The following is an 18,307-nucleotide window of genomic DNA, read 5'->3' as shown; positions in this document are numbered from 1 at the left end:
CAGTCACTAGGTTGATCGCATGACGCGCATCGCCATTCTGGAAACCGGACACCCGCCGGAGCATCTGAAGGACGATTTCGACGACTATCCCGCGCGGTTTCGGGCCCTGCTGGGCGAGGGTGTGCCGACCACGCGGTTTGACGTGCAGTCGGGGCATCTGCCCGAGGATCCTTCGGTCTTTCAGGGGGCCATCGTCACGGGGTCGGCGGCGGGGGTCTATGACGATCTGCCGTGGATTCCGCAGTTGATCGATTGGCTTAGGGCGGCGCGGGGGCGGACGCGGCTGGTCGGCATCTGTTTCGGGCATCAGGCGCTGGCCCATGCGTTCGGCGGCGTGGTGGAGAAATCGTCCAAGGGCTGGGGCGTGGGGCTGCACCGCTATGACGTGCGCGAGGATGCGCCGTGGATGCATCCACGGGCGCGGACGATCGCCATTCCCGTGTCGCACCAGGATCAGGTCGTCGCGGTTTCGGACGATGCGCGGGTGATCGCGTCCAGCGGCTTTACGCCCTACGCCGGCCTGGCCTGGGGCGACGATGCGATCTCGTTCCAGTGTCACCCGGAGTTTCAGCCGGACTATGCGGCGGCCCTGATCGAGGGACGGCGCGGGGCGCGCATCCCGCACGATGTGGCGGATCAGGCGATCGACAGTCTGAAGCGGCCCAACGACCGGGCCGTGCTGACCGCCTGGATCCGCGCCTTTCTGCTGCTGACCCCGCCGCCGGTCGAGGATTGCGGCAGCGGGATCTAGAGACCCAGTAGCCGGATCAGCGCCAGCGCCAGCACGACCAATGCGCCCAGCGATAGGATGACGGCGACAACGACGCGGCCTCCGGCGCGGGCGACGGCGCGGATGTCGGTCTGGAGACCCAGGGCGGCCATGGCGACGACGGTCAGCAGGCTGGAGGCGGCGGCCATGGGCGCCAGCGCGGCCTGCGGGATCAGGTCAAACGAGCGCAGGCCGATCATGACAAGGAAGCCGATGATGAACCAGGGCAGCAGGCGCGACAGGCCGGGCTTTGCGGCGCCGGGCGCGCGGTCGCGGAAGATCAGTGACAGGGCGAGGATGACAGGACCGAGCATCAGCACCCGCACCAGCTTGACCACCGTGCCGGTTTGAGTGGCGAGGGCGCCAAAGGGCGCGGCGGCGGCCAGAACCTGCGGCACCGCATAGACGGTCAGTCCGGCCAGGGCGCCGTATTGCACGCCGTTCAGATGGATCAGGCCCCCCAGCAGGGGCAGGGCCAGAACCACGATCACGCCGAGCACGGCGGTGAAGGCGATGGAGGCGGCGACTTCTTTTCCATCGGCGTCGATGACGGGGGCGACGGCGGCGATGGCGGAGTTGCCGCAGATGGCGTTGCCGCAGGCGACCAGCAGGGCCATGCGTGGGTTCAGGCCCAAGGCGCGACCGAGGCCGAAACCGACGACGATGGCGAGCGCGACCAGGGCGAAGATGCCCAGGACGAAGCCGACGCCCAGCGATGACAGGGTGGCGGCGCTGACCGAGGCGCCGAGCAGCACCACCGCGACCTCCAGCAAGGTCTTGGCCGAGAAGTCGATCCCGGCCTTGAACCGCGCATCGGGCGTCCAGGCAGTGCGCACGGCGGCGCCCAGCAGGATGGCCAGCACCAGCGGCTCCAGCCAGACATGGCCGATCACGTCGCGCTCGATGCTGGTCAGACCGATGGCTGCCAGAGTCACCAGCAGGCACAGCATGACGCCCGGCCGGATCGTGCGTCCGGACGCCGTCACCGACGCCAAAGTGGGTGTTTGGAAGGGGGCGGGCAGGGCGGCGGACTTCATCGTCAAGCGTGATGCGCCTGCCCTCGACGGCGGTCCAACGGATAGTTATGGTCGTTTCAATCCGATTTGGAGATCAATCGTGACCTTGGAACGCCTGCGTATCTTCGTCGCCGTCGCCGAGCGCGACCATGTGACGGCGGCGGCAAGGGCGCTGAACCTGACCCAGTCGGCCGTGTCGAACGCGTTGGCGGCGTTGGAAACCGAGCACGACGTGCGGCTGTTCGACCGGGTCGGGCGTGGCGTGGTGCTGAACGAGACTGGCCGCGCCTTCCTGCCCGAGGCCAAGGCGGTGCTGGCGCGGGCGGCGGCGGCCGAGGAGGCTCTGGCGGACATGAGCGCCCTGCGGCGCGGGCGTCTGGCGGTGTTCGCGAGCCAGACCATCGCCAGCTACTGGCTGCCGCGCCGATTGGTGCATTTCCACACGGCCTATCCCGGCGTCGAACTGGCCGTCGAGATCGGCAACACGCGCGAGGCGGCGCAGGCGGTGCTGAGCGGCGCTGCCGAGATCGGCCTGGTCGAGGGGGCCGTGGAGGAGCCGGCCCTGTCGCAGGTCCAGGTGGGGTCGGATCGGCTGGCCGTGCTGGTGACGCCGGACCATCCCTGGGCGACGCGACGTCGGCTGGAGGCGAAGGATCTGTCGGGCCAGCCCTGGGTGTTGCGCGAAGTAGGCTCTGGCACGCGATCGACGCTGGAGGCGGCGGTGCGGGACATGGGGGTCGATCCCGCGACCCTGTCGGTGTCGATGACCCTGCCGTCGAACGAGGCCGTGCTGGCGGCGGCCGAGGCGGGGGCGGGGGCCACGGCCCTGTCGGAAAGCGTGGCCTATGCGTCGGTGGCCGCCGGGCGGTTGGTGACGGCGCCCGTCACCCTGCCGGAGCGGCCGTTCCGCCTGTTACGACACCGCGAACGGTATCGCAGCCGGGCCGGCGACGTGTTTGTCGAGGCGATGGGCTAGGGCCACTTCACCACCGGCGGCATGGACGACAGGATCGAATCGACGTTCCCGCCGGTCTTCAGCCCGAACATGGTGCCGCGGTCGTAGAGCAGGTTGAACTCGACGTAGCGGCCCCGGCGGATCAGCTGTTCCTCGCGCTCCTCGACCGTCCAGGGCTCGGCCATGCGAGCGGCGACGATGCGGGGATAGACGTCCAGGAAGGCCAGGCCGATGTCGCGGGTGAAGGCGAAGTCTCGGTCATAGTCGCCGCTGTCGTGATGGTCGTAGAAGACGCCGCCGGTGCCGCGCGGCTCCTTGCGGTGGGGCAGATAGAAATACTCGTCGCACCAGGCCTTGTATTTGGCGTGCCAGGTCGGATCGTGGGCGTCGCAGGCGGTCTGCATGGCCGCGTGGAAGGCGACGGTGTCGGGGTGATCCTGACGACGATCCGCCATCAGCACGGGCGTCAGGTCGCCGCCGCCGCCGAACCAGCTCTTGGTCGTGGCGATGAAGCGGGTGTTCATATGAACGGCTGGAATGCGCGGGCTGACGGGGTGGCAGATCAGGCTGATCCCCGTCGCGAAGAAGCGCGGATCGACGTCGGCGCCAGGCACGGTCCTGGCGTAGTCGGGGGGAAAGGCGCCATGCACGGTAGAGACGTGGACGCCGACCTTTTCGAACAGGCGACCGTGCATCATGCCCATGACGCCGCCGCCGCCCTCGGGCCGCTCCCATGCGGTGCGGACGAAGCGACCGGGCTCGCCAGGGAACAGGTCGGCGGGGGCGGCATCCTCCAACGCCTCGAAGGCGGCATGGATGCGGTCGCGCAGATGTTCGAACCATGCGCGGGTCTCGACCTTCTTCAGGTCGAGCGGATCGGTGAAGACGGCGTCGCTCATGGCGCGCTTGAACCACGTCGCGGCGTCGGCGTCATCCGGACAGGTTGTCATAAGCAGAATCGCGGGCGCTAATGGCTGTCTGCCGTTTTCAGGAAGCCCGTCCATGATCCGCCGTCTCGTTTCCGTCGCCGTCGCCTCGCTCGCGCTGGGAGGGGCGGTTCAGGCCCAGGACGCCGATGAGGCGCGGGTGATGGAGATTCTGAAGACCACGCCGCTGATCGACGGGCACAACGACCTGCCGTGGGCGCTGCGACAGCAGTATGGGAACGACGTTTACGCCGTTGATCTGACGAAGAATCTGGCGGCGTCGACCAAACTGCATACCGATATCGCGCGCCTGCGGGCCGGGGGCGTCGGAGGGCAGTTCTGGTCCGTCTATGTGCCCGCCAGCCTGACGCCGCTTGAGGCGGTTGAGGAAACCTTCGAGCAGATCGATACGGCCAAACGCATCATCGCCGCCCACCCCGACACCTTCGGCCTAGCGACCACGGCGGACGAGGTGGATGCGGTGTTCAATTCGGGCCGGATCGCCAGCCTGATCGGGATGGAGGGCGGCTATTCGATCGACGATTCCCTGGCCCTGCTGCGCGAGTTCTACCGGGCCGGCGCGCGCTACATGACCCTGACCCACTCCAAGACCACGACCTGGGCCGACAGCGCGACGGACGCGCCGAAATGGGGCGGGCTCAACCCGTTCGGCGAAGCGGTGGTCAAGGAGATGAACCGGCTGGGCATGATGGTCGACCTCAGCCACGTCTCCGAGGAGACGATGCTGGACGCCATGCGCGTGTCCGATGCGCCGGTGATCTTCTCCCACTCGTCGGCGCGGGCGGTCACGGATCATCCGCGCAATGTGCCGGATCGAGTGCTGCGGATGATGCCGCAGGACGGCGGCATCGTGATGATCAACCTGGCCCCCGGCTTCGTGTCCGAGGCGGTGCGAACCTGGAACGGGGCCAAGGCGGGCGAGGAGGCGCGGCTGAAGACCCTGAACCCCGGCGATCCCGGCGCGGTGGAGGCCGGGCTGACGGCCTGGACCGCCGCCAATCCGACGCCTCAGGCGACCTTGGCCGACGTGGTGGCGCATATTCAGCACGTGCGCGAAGTCGCGGGCATCGATCATGTCGGCCTGGGCGCCGACTTCGACGGCATCGGCAGCTTGCCGGAAGGCATGGGCGGGGTGGACGCCTATCCGCGAATCCTGGCGGCCCTGATGGCGGCGGGCTGGACCGAGGCCGACATCCGCAAGATCGCCGGCGAGAACCTGCTGCGGGTCATGCGGTCGGTCGAGGCCGTGGCGGCGTTAAAGTCCGGCGAACGCCCGTCGATGGCGCGGCTGGAGCCCGCGTCGGCTCAGAACTGACCGACGGCGCCCGTCTGGCGCAGTCCTTCCCAAAGGGCGATTCCGGCGGTGACGGACAGGTTCAGCGAGCGGGCGTCGGGTCGCAGCGGTACGACGACACGCGCGTCGGCGGCGGCATGGACATAGTCGGGGGCGCCGGCGCTTTCCTTGCCGAACAGCAGGGTGTCGTCAGGCTGGAAGACGAAATCGGGCAGGGGCGTCGCGCCCTTGGTCGTAAGCAGCACCAGACGCCCGGCCGGACGATCCGCTTGGAAGGCCTCCCAGTCGGCGTGGCGGGTCATGTGGGACAGTGGGCCGTAGTCGAGGGCCGCGCGCTTCATGGCGCGGTCGTCTAAACGGAAGCCCGTCGGCTCGATCACATGCAGATCGACGCCGAAACAGGCCGACAATCGGATGCAGGCTCCGACGTTCTGAGGAATGTCCGGTTGAAAAAGGGCGAGACGCATTCTAAGGCCTGACATACGCGCGGCGAGGGGGTTTGTCGCGGTCTGTTTGCGAGCGTTTCGCAAGAAACGTCAGCAGCTTGCGTCCAATGCGGCGCAAGTCACGGGCCGTCGGGGATTCCCGGCGTCTTTTGTTGGTTCGTGCCGTGGCTGGGGACGCCCTTGGGGGTCTTCTGCGGCGTTCGAGAGGTGGAAACGTGGCCGAATCGGTCGTGCATACGGAAGACGGTCACAGCCCTGAGGGCGGTGATCCCAATCGTCGGGACTTTATCTACATCGCGGCGGGCGCCGCAGCGGTCGGCGCGGGCGCCATGATCGCCTGGCCGCTGATCAACCAGATGAACCCGGCGGCCGATACGCTGGCGCTGGCGTCAATCGAGTTCGACCTGACCAAGGTTCAGGAAGGCCAGCAGGTCGTCATCAAATGGCAGGGCAAGCCGGTGTTCGTGCGTTACCGCACCCCGGCCGAGCTGCAGAAGGTCATCGCGGACGATCACGCGCCCGACCTGAAGCAGCCCCAGACGGATGCCGAGCGCACCAAGCCGGGCCACGAGAAATATCTGGTCGTCATCGGTTCGTGCACGCACCTGGGTTGCGTGCCGACCTTCGGCGCGGGCGATTACGGCGGCTGGTTCTGCCCCTGCCACGGCTCGCACTACGACGCCTCCGGCCGCATTCGTAAGGGGCCGGCGCCCCTGAACCTAGTGGTGCCGGAATACGATTATCTGTCCGACACCCGCGTCAAGATCGGCTGAGGACCAAGGGGGAATCATGAGCGATCACGAGAGCACCTACGTCCCGAAGACGGGCGTCGAGAAGTGGCTGGACACCCGGCTACCGATCATCCGTTTCGGCGCGGACTACATGTCCCTGCCGACGCCGAGGAACCTGAACTACTGGTGGACCTTCGGCGGGATCCTGGCCCTGTGCCTGATGACGCAGATCGTCACCGGCATCGTCCTGGCCATGCACTATACGCCGAACGTCGACCTGGCCTTCGCCTCGGTCGAGCGCATCATGCGCGACGTGAACGGCGGTTGGCTGATCCGCTATGTCCACGCCAACGGCGCGTCGATGTTCTTCATCGCCGTCTATCTGCACATGCTGCGCGGCCTCTACTACGGCTCGTACAAGGCGCCGCGCGAGATGATCTGGATCATCGGCTGCGTGATCTTCTTCCTGATGATCGCCACCGCCTTCCTGGGTTACGTCCTGCCGTGGGGCCAGATGTCGTTCTGGGGCGCTGAGGTCATTACCAACCTGATCGGCGCCATCCCGGTGCTGGGCGAGCCGATCCTGATCTGGCTGCGCGGCGGCCCGGCGATCGACAATGCGACGCTGAACCGCTTCTTCTCGCTGCACTATCTGCTGCCGTTCGCCATCCTGGGCTGCGTCGTGCTGCACCTTTGGGCGCTGCACTCGGCCGGTCAGAACAACCCGGTCGGCATCCTGATCCCGAAGGATCGGGAGAAGAAGGACACGCTGCCCTTCCACCCGTATTTCACGGTCAAGGACGGCTTTGCGATCATCCTGTTCCTGATCCTGTTCGCCATTTTCGTCTTCTATCAGCCGAACGCGCTGGGCCACGCCGACAACTATATCCCGGCCAACCCGCTGCAGACGCCGGCGCACATCGTGCCCGAGTGGTACATGCTGCCCTTCTACGCGATCCTGCGCGCCATCCCGGACAAGTTCGGCGGCGTGGTGGCGATGTTCAGCGCCATCGGCGTGCTGTTCGTCCTGCCCTGGCTGGATACGTCCAAGGTGCGCTCGATGCGCTATCGCCCGACGATGCGGACCTTCTTCATCATCTTCCTGGTGGTGGGCGTGGGCCTGGGCTGGTGCGGTGGTCAGCTGCCTGACGCGCCGGTGATCGGGTCGTTCAAGACCTTCACCCTGATCGACGGCGACCTGAACTCCTACCTTTGGCTGACGCGGGTCTTCACCCTCTATTACTTCGTCTTCTTCCTGATCATCATGCCGTTGGTCGGGTTGAAGGAGCAGCCGCTGCCGATCCCGGCGACGATCTCCGAGCCGGTCCTGACCGGCGCCGGCGCCGTCGAGCACAAGGTCTGAAAATCATGACGATTGGAATGAAGACCGTGTCGTTCAAGACGATCATCATCTCGGCCGCGATTGCGCTGGGTCTGTTGAGCGCCGCCGCTCCCGCCATGGCGTCGGGCGCCGCCGCCCATCCGCGCTCGGGCGGGTTCAGCTTCGAGGGGCCGTTCGGCACCTATGACCAGGGCCAGCTGCAACGCGGCTATAAGGTCTATCACGAGGTCTGCGCCGCCTGTCACAGCATGAACCTGATGCACTATCGGAACCTGGGCGACCGTCATGGGCCGTTCTGGAATCCGAAGTATCCGAACCCGAACGACAACCCCGTTGTGAAGGCTCTGGCCAAGGAAAACCAGGTCGGCGACATCGACAGCGAGACCGGCGAGGCGATCCAGCGTGACGCCACGCCTGCCGACAAGTTCCGCGCCCCCTATCCGAACGCTACGGCGGCGGCGGCGGGCAACGGCGGCGCCGCGCCGCCCGACCTTTCGGTCATGGCCAAGGCCCGGCACGACGGCGCGAACTACATCTATTCGCTGCTGTCCGGCTACAAGGCCGCGCCGGCCGGTCTGCAGATCCGCGAGGGTCAGCACTACAACCCCTATATGGCCGGCGACCTGACGCCGTTCTGGACGGGCGACCACAAGCACGTTCCGCCCGGCGGCTTCATCGCCATGCCGCCGCCGCTTCAGAACGGTCAAGTGACCTATGACGACGGCTCGCCCCAGACGGTCGATCAATACGCCAAGGACGTCGCGGCCTTCATCGCCTGGACGTCCGAGCCGAAGATGGTCGAGCGCAAGCAGGCCGGTCTGGGCGTGATGATCTATCTGCTGCTGTTCGCCGGCATCACCTATGTCGCCTACCGCCGCATCTGGAAGGGCGTCGCCCACTAAGGGCATCGCTGCCGGATCGAAATCGTAAGCCCGCCAAGGTTCGCCTCGGCGGGCTTTTTCGTTTGCGACGAAAGGTCCGGGACGCAGCATCGACAGGGAGAAGTTCGCCCCCTAGGGTCGCGTATCGTTTTCGGCTGTGGGGCCTTCCGTTCATGCGTCTTGTCTCTTCTTTCGCCGCCGTTCTGTTGGCGAGCGCCGCCTTGTCCGCCTGCGCCACGGCGCCCAATCCCGCTGCGGTTCACACCGTCCCGACTTTCGATGCGGCGCGCATCTCGCAGGACATCAAGACGCTTTCGGACGACAGTTTCGAGGGCAGGGGCATCGCCACACCGGCTGAGGACAAGGTCATCCGCTATCTGAGCGAAGGCTACGCCGCCGCCGGGTTCGAGCCGGGCGGGCCGAACGGCCAGTGGACGCAGGACGTGATCCTGAACCGCTTCACCCAGTCCAATGTGCGGGCCTCGCTGAAGCTGGGCGACTGGACCCTGCCGATGACGCAAGGGCGCGAGGTCGCCATCTCGACCCGCCGCCCGGCCGAACACGTCAGCCTGAAGGACGCGCCGCTGGTCTTCGTCGGCTACGGCATCAATGCCCCCGAGCGGCAGTGGAACGACTTCAAGGGTCAGGACCTGCGCGGCAAGATCCTGGTCGTGCTGGTCAATGACGCCGACTTCGAGGAGCCAGCGCTGAACACCTTCGGCGGCAAGGCCATGACCTATTACGGCCGCTGGACCTACAAATACGAAGAGGCGGCCAAACAGGGCGCGGCGGGCGTGCTGATCGTTCACGAGACGGCGCCGGCGTCTTACGGCTGGCAGACGGTCGCCAACTCCTGGGGCGTGTCGCAGTTCGACATCCTGCGCCAAAATGCGGCGGCGGAGCGCGTGCCGATGGAGGGCTGGATCCAGCGTGACGTGGCGGTCGACCTGTTCCGTCGCGCGGGTCTGGATTTCGACGCGCTGAAGGTCCAGGCGCGCAGCCGTGACTTCCAGCCGGTCGCCTTGCCCGGCGCATCCTTCTCGACCGAGTTCGACGTTGCCACCAATCAGGTCACCAGCCACAATGTCATCGCCCGCCTGCCGGGCACAACTCATCCGGACGAGACGATCCTCTATACCGCCCACTGGGATCACATCGGCATGGGCGAGCCGGATGCGACCGGCGACCGCATCTTCAACGGGGCGGTGGACAATGCCTCGGGCACGGCGGGTCTGCTAGAGCTGGCGCGCATGTTCGGTCGCGCGCCGCGCACCGAGCGCTCGATCGTGATGATCAGCTTCACCGGCGAGGAAAGCGGCCTGCTGGGCTCGGAATACTATGCGGTGAACCCGGTCTATCCGCTGGCCAAGACGGTGGGCGGGTTCAACATGGACTCCATGAACGTCTATGGCCGCGTCACCGGTCTGGGCGTAACCGGATATGGCCAGTCGGACTTCGACGAGCGTCTGGCGGCGGCGATTCAGCCGCAAGGGCGGTCGCTGGTGCCGGACTACGAGAATGCGGCCGGCACCTATTATCGTTCGGACCACTTCCCGCTGGCCAAGCGCGGCGTGCCGATGGCCTACGCCGGCAGCCGGGGCGAATTCCGCGACGAACCGATCGCCGCGCGCGAGGCGGCGCGGTCGGAATACGGCGCCAAACGCTATCACCAGGCGGCGGATGAATGGTCGCCCGACTGGGACTACAGCGGCATGATTGAGGATCTGACGGTCTTCTACGATGTCGGTCGCGCCCTGGCGAACGGTCGCGACTGGCCGCAGTGGAAGTCGGGTTCGGAGTTCGCGCCGGTGCGCGCCACGACCGCGTCCGAACGCCGCTAGTCTTTTTACAAATCGAGATGGGGCGGAGAGGGATCTCCGCCCCTTTGCCATTCCGCCTGTCGAGTCAGTTCAATGATCCATCGCCGTTCACCCCTGATCGCCCTCGCGGCGCTCGCGCTCGCCGCCTGCGCGACGACGCCGGTGGCATCTCCGGCGCCCAAGCTGGACGCCTTCGCCGTCGCCTCGGCCGCGACGCCTCAGTTCAGCGCCCAGCGCCTGTCGGACCACATCAAATATCTGGCGTCGGACGAGTTGGAGGGGCGGTTTCCCGGCCTGATCGGCGAACGGCTGACCCTGGCCTATCTGCAGGCGCAGTATGAGGCGATGGGGCTGGAGCCGGGCGGGCGCGACGGATCGTGGCTGCAGCCCGTCGATCTGGTGCGCTTCACGCCGGAGCGGGCGCCGATGGCGGCCTGGACCGGGGCGGACGGCATGGCGCATCCACTGGTTTCGGGGACGGACATCACCCTGCGGGCCGGGTCGGCGGAACCTGTCGTGACGGCCGAGGCGCCGCTGGTCTTCGCCGGTTACGGCATTTCGGGGCCGACCTGGGACGATTATGGCAATGCGGACCTGACCGGCAAGGTCGTGGTCATTCTGCGCGGCCAGCCGACGGTGATGGGCGAGGATCCCAACTTCTACGGCTCGACCACGCACAAGACCCAGGAGGCGCTGAAGCGCGGAGCCGTGGGCGTCATCACGCTTCAGGACCAGGACAACCGCTGGCGCCGAGCCGTGGGCGGGGCGACCCGGCCGCAGATGACGGTCAAGGGCGCGCAGGACCCGCGGTTCAGCGGCTCCATAAACATGGCCACGGCGACGGCGATCGGCGGCGCGCCCCTGGAAGCCGCCGTAGAGCGGGCGAAGACGACCGCCTTGGGGGGCGTTCTGGATCTGGGCGCGCGTCTCAGCGTCGATATCGCCGAGACGACCGAAGTCATCCATTCCAACAACCTGCTGGCCAAGATTCCTGGCACCGAGCGGCCTGACGAATACGTCTTCTATTCCGCCCACTGGGATCACGTCGGGAAGGCCAGGACGCCGAACGCCGAGGGCGACGACATCTTCAACGGCGCCTGGGACAATGCGTCGGGGACGGCCGGTCTGATCGAGATGGCGCGGGCGTTCAAGGCTGGGCCGGCGCCGAAGCGCACCGTGGTCTTCCTGCACGTCACGGCCGAGGAGCAGGGGCTGCTGGGGTCGGAGGCCTATGCCGCCGATCCGGTCTATCCGCTGGCCAAGACGGCGGCGGACATCAACATCGACATGCTGCCTTTTACGCCCGCAACGCGTGACGTGGCGGTGTTCGGGGTCGGCAAGTCGGAGCTGGAGGATATCCTGGGCCGGTTCGCCGCCGTGCAGGGGCGGGTGGTGACGGGCGACGGCTATCCGGAGGAAGGCTTCTACTACCGCTCCGACCACTTCAACTTCGCGGCCGGCGGGGTGCCGGCCCTGATGCCGTGGACAGGCCGCGATTTCGTCGAGGGCGGGATCGAGGCGGGCAAGCCCTATTACGAGGGCGCGATGGCCAGATATTATCACAAGCTGACCGATGAATGGCGGGCCGACTATGACTTTACCGCCGCCTTGCAGAACCTGGACCTGCTGTATCGGCTGGGGCTGACGGTGGCCGACAGCGAGAGCTGGCCTGCGTGGAAGCCGACCGCCGAGTTCAACGCCATCCGCGACCGTACGGCGGACCAGAGGCGCTAGGCCTCAGGCCGCGCCGAACGGATAGGGGCTGACGGACTTGGACCAGTCATCGACCGCCAGCGGGCGGTCGATGGGGGCGGCGGCGCGTTCGGCGCACGGGTGGCGGTGGCACAGGCGGCAGGCCGGACCGATGGGCGTGACCTCGGGGTTCTGCAGGTCGATGCCGTGGGCGTAGGCCAGACGATGCGCATGACGCAGTTCGCAGCCCAGGCCGACGGCGAGGTCGTGGTGCTCGCCATAGCCGTCGTGGCCTTGCCGCTCGACCGTGCGTGCGAAGGTGAACCAGCGGCCGCCATCTGGAGTCTCGATGATCTGGGTGACGATGCGGCCGGGCGTGCGGAAGGCCGAATGCAGCCGCCAGCGCGGGCAGGCGCCGCCGAAACGCGAGAAGGGAAAGGCGCCCGCCGCATAGCGTTTAGAGATGTTCCCGGCCTGATCGACCCGCATCAGGAAGAAGGGCACGCCGCGCGCGGTGGGGCGTGACAGGGTGGTCAGGCGGTGCGCGGCCTGTTCGTAGCTGACGCCGAACCGGGCCTGCAGCCGGGTCAGGTCATAGCGGGTTCCTTCGGCCGCCCGCTGGAAGGCGGCGTAGGGCATCAGGGTCGCGGCGGCGAGGGTGTTGGTCAGGGCGACCTTCAGCAGGGAGCGAGTCGGTCCGTCCGGGGCGCCGGCGGTCTCCGCCAGCGCGTTGAGCGCCGGCCCTTGCTCGGCCAAGGCCAGTTGATAGGCGATGGCGAAGGCGCGCGAGGACGGCCCCAGGATTTCCGACAGCAACAGACGGCGACGATGCAGGTCGTAGCGGCGTGTCCATTCCACCATGACCTCGGCCGGCAGGGTGCGGACGCCCAGATCGTGTTTGGCCGCCAGCCGATGACGGGCGGCGGGTTCGAAGCCGTCGGCGTGGGCGGGCGCCTCGGCGGACAGGGCGTCGGACAGGGCCTCGCCCATCTGGTCCAGTTCGGGGAAATGGTTGCCGCGCGACTGGATATATTCGCGCACCCATTCGGCGGGACTGGTCTCGATCGGGCTTTCGCCCGTCTCGGCGGCGGCGCGGGCGCGCGTGCGGCCGTCGTCGAAAGCCTGATAGAGGCGCAGCAGGGCGTCGGCCACGCCGGGCGCCTCTTCCAACAGTTGCACCAGTTCGTGCCGGGGCGCGGACAGACCCTTGAATAGAGGATCGGTCAGGATCTCCGTGAGACGCGCCTCGTCCGCCGCGCCACCCTGGTTCAGGGCGCGCAGGTCGACGTCATAGGTATCAGCCAGACGCAGCAGGAGTTGGGCTGAAACCGGGCGCTGGTTGCGCTCTATGTGATTGAGATAGCTTGGAGAAACGTCCAGATCGGCGGCCATGGCGGTCTGGGTCAGCCCCAGATCGCGCCGCAGCCGCTTGAGCCGGGCGCCCAGAAACAGCTTGCGGTCAGCGGCGGTGTTCATCACCGCACGATGTCACAACGTGACCGAATAGGCAAAGTCATAGTGTGACAAGATGACTTTGTTGATGGGGTTCGATCTGTATCAGTTTTGACCGGCGCGTGTTCTTGTCTCCGAGACGGCGGCTGCGGCCGCGCCCTTCAGAGACCGAGTTCGACCATGACCACTTTCGCCGATTTGGTGCCTTCGCCCGCCGGCCGTTTCGACGGCATCGAGCGCCCCTACACTCCTGAAGACGTCCTGCGCCTACGCGGCTCGGTGCCGATCACCCATACGCTGGCCGAGCGCGGGGCCAACCGCCTGTGGCAGTTGCTGCACGACGAGCCCTTCATCAATGCGCTGGGCGCCGTCACCGGAAACCAGGCCATGCAGATGGTCCGCGCGGGTCTGAAGGCTATCTATCTGTCGGGCTGGCAGGTCGCGGCTGACGCCAACACGGCCGGCGCCATGTATCCCGACCAGTCGCTGTACCCGGCCAACGCCGCGCCGGAACTGTGCCGCCGCATCAACCGCACACTGCAGCGCGCCGATCAGATCGAGCATGCCGAGGGCGGCGCCAAGCGCGACTGGTTCGTTCCCATTGTCGCCGACGCGGAAGCCGGTTTCGGCGGGCCGCTGAACAGCTTCGAGATCATGAAGGCCTTCATCGAGGCGGGCGCGGCCGGCGTTCACTTCGAGGACCAGCTGGCGTCGGAAAAAAAGTGCGGCCACCTGGGCGGCAAGGTTCTGATCCCGACCCAGGCGCATGAGCGCAATCTGGTCGCCGCGCGTCTGGCCGCCGACGTCATGGGCACGCCGACCATCACGGTCGCACGCACGGACGCCGAAAGCGCGCAACTGATCACCTCGGACATCGACGAGCGGGACCAGCCCTTCATCGATCGCGACAACCGCACGCCTGAAGGCTTCTTCCGCCTGAAGGAGGGCACGGGTCTGGACCACTGCATCGCGCGCGGCCTGTCCTACGCCAATATCGCCGACCTGCTGTGGTGGGAGACGTCGCATCCGGATCTGGACGACGCCAAGAAGTTCGCGGAGGCCGTGCAGAAGAAGCATCCGGGCAAGCTGATGGCTTACAACTGCTCGCCGTCCTTCAACTGGAAGGCCAAGCTGGACGACGCCACCATCGCCAAGTTCCAGCGCGAGCTGGGGGCTATGGGCTACAAGTTCCAGTTCGTGACCCTGGCCGGCTTCCACAGCCTGAACAACTCGATGTTCGAGCTGGCGGACGGTTATCGCGATCGCGGCATGGCGGCCTATTCGGAGCTGCAACAGCGCGAGTTCGCCAACGAGGCCATCGGCTACACCGCCACGCGTCACCAACGCGAAGTCGGCACCGGCTATTTCGACCAGGTCGCTACGGTCATCTCCAACGGCACGTCCTCGACGACGGCGCTGAAGGACTCGACCGAGACCGCCCAGTTCACCCACGCGGCTTAACCCTGAAGGAACCCGCAAATGGAACCGCTGACCCGAACCGAAGCCATCATCGACTTCTGCCTGGCGCCCCTGGCGCTCGACTCCGGCACGGAGGCCGAACGTGAGGTGCGTCGTCGTCTGACGCACGTGCTGAGGACCTATCAATCCAAGACCGCGACGCCCGTCGCCGTGGACTTCTCGTCCATGCCGTCACAAGTCATCAACGAGGCGGCGCACGGTTACGAATAGGCCGGTCGCCAAGAAAAAGGCCCGCTCCGATCGCTCGGGGCGGGCCTTGCTCTGTTTGAAGCGTCGCTTAGCGTGACGGCGTCGTGTTCAGCGATTGGGTCGTCGCAACGGCCGGGGTCGGAACAGGCGTCGCTTGCGGGACGGTGACGGAGATAGGCGTGCGCGCAGGGGCGGCGCCGGTTTCCTGAGGGTCGCCGACGACGATGGTGGTGATCTGCGTCGCCTCGGTGGTGCAGGTCGCCAGGTCGCGGGTGATGTGACGGCCCAGGCAGAAGATGTCCTCGTAGCTGGGGCGCGAGGCGGCCAGGCACTGGAACAGCATCAGCTTGGACATATCCATGCAGAACTCGCTGTTCGGCTCGTGCGTCAGAGCCTCGGTGTTGACCCGGGCCTCGTCGCCGCCGGCGCTGAGCGCGCCAAGAGCCGCGATGGCCAGAGAGCGGACGACGGCGGGGGTGTAGGGCGGGCCCTTGCGTGAAGGCTCCAGTCCCAAGCCCGTACCGCTATTGGCGGCGGCGAACAGGCGGCTCGATTCCTCCGGCGACGGCAGCATCTTCACGGCCGACAGCGTCTTTGCGCTTTCCAGCCGGACTTCGCGGTTCGGAATCGGCGTGATGGCCCAGCGGCGGCGGGGATCGCTGCGGCCCTGGATGGTGTAGGCGTCCTGCTCGATCGCCTCGGCGATGGCGCGCATGGCGATGGCGTCCTTGCCGACGGTCGCCGAGATCAGGCCAGCGGCCGCATCGGCGCCGGGCAGGGTGGCGGCGTAGGCCGGATCGGCGACGATCTGGGCGACCATGCGCTGACGTTGCGCCGGATCGATCGCATACTGCTGTACGCCGGTGACGAACTCGGGCGACTGCAGGGCGATGATGGCGCCGTATGCGATCAGCCCGCGCGACAACTGGTCGGCGTCATAGGCCGAACCCTTGCGCAGGGCGGCCTGGATCGATTCCGCATCGGGGAAGCCGCCCGGCTGGATCGTCTGGGCTTCACGCAGGAAGGCGACGTAGATCGCGGCGGCGTCCGCCACGCCCTGATTCAGGGACACGGGGGGCGGCTTGCGGGCGGCCAGTTCGGCCGCCAGACGCTGGGCTTCCAGCTCGGCCTTCGAAGGTCCGCTCTCGCAACTGGCGAGCAGGACAGCGGCGGCGAGGGCGGCGGCCGACAGACCGCGGCTCAGTAGGGCCGTTTTCATGGAGACTTCCTCAGGCGAATACGCGCGCAAAAAGCGCCAATACTGTTGGCGCTTATAAGGCGGGCCTTATGGTTATCCGAAGGTTAATCGAACAGTTTCGATACCGATTCTTCGTTCGCGATCCGTCGGATAGCCTCTCCGACCAGCGGAGCCACGGAAACCGCTCGGATTTTCGGGCAGTTCAAAACTTCGTGGGGTTGCTCGATGGAGTTGGTGATCACCAGCTCCTTCAGCGGGCCGTCGGTGATGCGCTGGACGGCGGGGCCGGACAGGACGCCGTGGCTGATATAGGCCGAGACCTCGGTCGCGCCCTGGTCGATCAGGGCCTTGGCGGCGTTGACCAGGGTGCCGCCCGAATCGACGATGTCGTCGAACAGGATGCAGCGGCGGCCCTGAACGTCGCCGATGATGTTCATGACCTCGCTCTCGCCCGCCTTGGGCCGGCGCTTGTCGACGATGGCGAGATCGGCGTCCAGGCGGCTGGCCAGCGAACGCGCACGCACCACGCCGCCGACGTCGGGCGAGACGATCATCAGGTCGTCGCCACGGGCGTAGTTTTCCTTGATATCCTGGGCCAGCACGGGCGTCGCGACCAGATTGTCGGTCGGAATGTCGAAGAAACCCTGGATCTGACCGGCGTGCAGATCCATCGTCAGAACGCGGTCGGCGCCGGCGCGGGTGATCAGATTGGCCACCAGTTTGGCCGAGATCGGCGTGCGGCCGCCGGTCTTACGGTCCTGACGCGCATAGCCGAAATAGGGAATGACGGCCGTGATCCGTTTCGCCGAGGCCCGCACCAGGGCGTCGGTGATGATCAGCAGCTCCATCAGGTTGTCGTTGGCCGGATAAGAGGTCGACTGCAGGATGAAGACGTCCTCGCCGCGGACGTTCTCCTCGATGATGGCGAAGACCTCGTTGTCGGCGAACCGCTTGACCTGGGCCTTGGTCAGGGGCGCATCCAGGTGGTCGGCGATCGCCTGGGACAGTGCGCGGTTGGAGTTGCCTGAGAGCAGCTTCATCGGCCGGTCATCCTTTCGCCGTCATCCGCCCCCCATGAACGGCGGTCGGTTGGCGCGCTCTTTACCAGTGGAGCCGGGCAGGGCAAGTCGTATGCTGAGTTTTCCTCGGCATGGCGCGGCTCGGTTGCGGGTGCTAGAGGTCGCCGCGTTGGTTTCCGGGGAACGGCTTCAGGGCCGTCCTTCACACGTCATGGGGTCGTCCTTGTCCGCTTCTAAGTTCCGTTCCGGCATGGTGCTGATGGCCGCGGCGCTCGCCGCAGTGACGATTTCAGGCTGCGCGGGCAAGAACCGCCCCAAGCTGGCCTATGAGGAACGTCCGGTCGAGGCGCTCTACAACACCGGCTATGATCGGTTGCAGCAGCGCCGCTGGTCCGACGCCGTGGACTATTTCCAGGAAGTCGAACGCCAGCATCCCTATTCGGACTGGGCGCGTCGTTCGATCCTGATGCAGATCTACGCCTACTATCAGAACAACGCCTATGCCGACGCCATCGCGGCGGCCGACCGGTTCATCCAGCTGTTCCCCGGCAATCCGTCGGCGTCCTACGCCTTCTACATGAAGGCGGTCTGCAATTTCGAGCAGATCACCGACGTGGGGCGCGATCAGGGTTACGCCACCGCCGCCCTGGCCGGTCTGAAGGATGTCTCGCGCCGCTATCCGGGCACGCCCTATGCGTCGGACGCCGCCGTCAAGATCGACATGGTCAACGACCAACTGGCCGGCAAGGAAATGAATATCGGCCGCTACTATCAGCGCGCCAACCAGCCGCTGGCGGCCCTGAACCGCTACAAGGCCGTGATCGCCAACCCGGACTTCCAGCGCACCTCGCACACGCCCGAAGCCCTGTATCGCCTGGTCGAGGTCAACCTCCAGCTGGGTCTGAAGGAAGAGGCGACGCGCAACGGCGCCGTGCTGGGCTACAACTATCCGGGCAGCCCCTGGTACGCCGAGGCCTATGCGCTGCTGACCGAGAACGGTCAGACGCCGGACAAGGCGCCCGAGGGCAAGCGCGAAAGCTGGCTGCAGCGGATCATTCCGGGCTGATCACGCGACGG

Annotated in this window: 17 protein-coding genes; 11 read left to right on the top strand and 6 right to left on the bottom strand. The window is 66.7% G+C overall.

What is annotated here, in order from left to right; all coding sequences use genetic code 11:
- Positions 1-19: 19 nt before the first annotated feature.
- On the top strand, positions 20-751 hold the full coding sequence (locus BVE01S_RS07750; RefSeq protein ID WP_066626266.1) for a glutamine amidotransferase-related protein: 732 nt from the start codon (positions 20-22) through the stop codon (positions 749-751).
- Here the strand turns inward: BVE01S_RS07750 and BVE01S_RS07745 are convergent.
- Positions 748-1,806, bottom strand: coding sequence for a YeiH family protein (locus tag BVE01S_RS07745; protein WP_066626265.1), 1,059 nt, complete (start codon positions 1,804-1,806; stop codon positions 748-750). The two genes, BVE01S_RS07750 and BVE01S_RS07745, sit on opposite strands and share 4 nt — an antisense overlap.
- Before the next feature lie 79 nt (positions 1,807-1,885).
- Here BVE01S_RS07745 and BVE01S_RS07740 point away from each other — a divergent pair, with 79 nt between their 5' ends.
- The gene (locus BVE01S_RS07740; RefSeq protein WP_066626263.1) at positions 1,886-2,761 is read left to right on the top strand and encodes a LysR family transcriptional regulator; all 876 of its coding nucleotides are present in this window, start codon (positions 1,886-1,888) and stop codon (positions 2,759-2,761) included.
- Here the strand turns inward: BVE01S_RS07740 and hemF are convergent.
- Entirely contained in the window at positions 2,758-3,639 is an 882-nt protein-coding gene (gene hemF / locus BVE01S_RS07735; protein WP_066626479.1) for an oxygen-dependent coproporphyrinogen oxidase, read from the bottom strand. The genes BVE01S_RS07740 and hemF overlap by 4 nt on opposite strands.
- Before the next feature lie 103 nt (positions 3,640-3,742).
- On the opposite strand from hemF, the gene BVE01S_RS07730 reads away from it, so the two are divergent.
- On the top strand, positions 3,743-5,002 hold the full coding sequence (locus BVE01S_RS07730; RefSeq protein WP_066626261.1) for a dipeptidase: 1,260 nt from the start codon (positions 3,743-3,745) through the stop codon (positions 5,000-5,002).
- On the opposite strand, the gene BVE01S_RS07725 is transcribed toward BVE01S_RS07730, so the two are convergent.
- Positions 4,993-5,448, bottom strand: coding sequence for a tRNA (cytidine(34)-2'-O)-methyltransferase (locus BVE01S_RS07725; protein ID WP_066626259.1), 456 nt, complete (start codon positions 5,446-5,448; stop codon positions 4,993-4,995). The genes BVE01S_RS07730 and BVE01S_RS07725 overlap by 10 nt on opposite strands.
- Positions 5,449-5,642: 194 nt before the next feature.
- Between BVE01S_RS07725 and petA the strand changes: the two genes are divergently transcribed.
- The 5 genes from petA (at position 5,643) to BVE01S_RS07700 (ending at position 11,935) form a co-directional block, all read left to right on the top strand.
- Complete coding sequence (petA, locus tag BVE01S_RS07720) at positions 5,643-6,200, top strand: ubiquinol-cytochrome c reductase iron-sulfur subunit (protein ID WP_045810115.1); 558 nt, start codon at positions 5,643-5,645, stop codon at positions 6,198-6,200.
- A gap of 16 nt (positions 6,201-6,216) precedes the next feature.
- The gene (locus BVE01S_RS07715; protein ID WP_039245598.1) at positions 6,217-7,521 is read left to right on the top strand and encodes a cytochrome b; all 1,305 of its coding nucleotides are present in this window, start codon (positions 6,217-6,219) and stop codon (positions 7,519-7,521) included.
- A 5-nt stretch (positions 7,522-7,526) separates the two neighbouring features.
- Positions 7,527-8,402: a cytochrome c1 gene (locus BVE01S_RS07710; protein ID WP_244878369.1), complete on the top strand. Its 876-nt coding sequence runs from the start codon at positions 7,527-7,529 to the stop codon at positions 8,400-8,402.
- Between the two features lie 152 nt (positions 8,403-8,554).
- Positions 8,555-10,222: a M28 family metallopeptidase gene (locus BVE01S_RS07705; RefSeq protein ID WP_066626255.1), complete on the top strand. Its 1,668-nt coding sequence runs from the start codon at positions 8,555-8,557 to the stop codon at positions 10,220-10,222.
- Positions 10,223-10,294: 72 nt separating this feature from the next.
- Positions 10,295-11,935 carry a M28 family peptidase gene (locus tag BVE01S_RS07700; RefSeq protein ID WP_066626252.1) on the top strand — a complete coding sequence of 547 codons (1,641 nt, stop codon included), beginning with the start codon at positions 10,295-10,297 and terminating at the stop codon, positions 11,933-11,935.
- A gap of 3 nt (positions 11,936-11,938) precedes the next feature.
- On the opposite strand, the gene BVE01S_RS07695 is transcribed toward BVE01S_RS07700, so the two are convergent.
- Positions 11,939-13,369 carry a helix-turn-helix domain-containing protein gene (locus BVE01S_RS07695; protein ID WP_066626251.1) on the bottom strand — a complete coding sequence of 477 codons (1,431 nt, stop codon included), beginning with the start codon at positions 13,367-13,369 and terminating at the stop codon, positions 11,939-11,941.
- A 156-nt stretch (positions 13,370-13,525) separates the two neighbouring features.
- Here BVE01S_RS07695 and aceA point away from each other — a divergent pair, with 156 nt between their 5' ends.
- The gene (gene aceA, locus BVE01S_RS07690) at positions 13,526-14,806 is read left to right on the top strand and encodes an isocitrate lyase (protein ID WP_055753170.1); all 1,281 of its coding nucleotides are present in this window, start codon (positions 13,526-13,528) and stop codon (positions 14,804-14,806) included.
- 18 nt (positions 14,807-14,824) lie between these two features.
- Entirely contained in the window at positions 14,825-15,034 is a 210-nt protein-coding gene (locus tag BVE01S_RS07685; RefSeq protein ID WP_066626249.1) for a hypothetical protein, read from the top strand.
- 67 nt (positions 15,035-15,101) lie between these two features.
- Here BVE01S_RS07685 and BVE01S_RS07680 read toward each other — a convergent pair whose 3' ends face one another.
- Positions 15,102-16,232 carry a hypothetical protein gene (locus BVE01S_RS07680; RefSeq protein ID WP_066626247.1) on the bottom strand — a complete coding sequence of 377 codons (1,131 nt, stop codon included), beginning with the start codon at positions 16,230-16,232 and terminating at the stop codon, positions 15,102-15,104.
- A gap of 83 nt (positions 16,233-16,315) precedes the next feature.
- Positions 16,316-17,251, bottom strand: coding sequence for a ribose-phosphate pyrophosphokinase (locus tag BVE01S_RS07675; RefSeq protein ID WP_039245590.1), 936 nt, complete (start codon positions 17,249-17,251; stop codon positions 16,316-16,318).
- A 190-nt stretch (positions 17,252-17,441) separates the two neighbouring features.
- Here BVE01S_RS07675 and BVE01S_RS07670 point away from each other — a divergent pair, with 190 nt between their 5' ends.
- Positions 17,442-18,296 carry an outer membrane protein assembly factor BamD gene (locus tag BVE01S_RS07670; protein ID WP_038293489.1) on the top strand — a complete coding sequence of 285 codons (855 nt, stop codon included), beginning with the start codon at positions 17,442-17,444 and terminating at the stop codon, positions 18,294-18,296.
- Positions 18,297-18,307 lie beyond the last annotated feature (11 nt).

The sequence above is a fragment of the Brevundimonas vesicularis NBRC 12165 genome (assembly GCF_001592205.1).
Lineage (GTDB): Bacteria > Pseudomonadota > Alphaproteobacteria > Caulobacterales > Caulobacteraceae > Brevundimonas > Brevundimonas vesicularis.
This window is presented reverse-complemented; position numbering and strand designations above follow the sequence as displayed.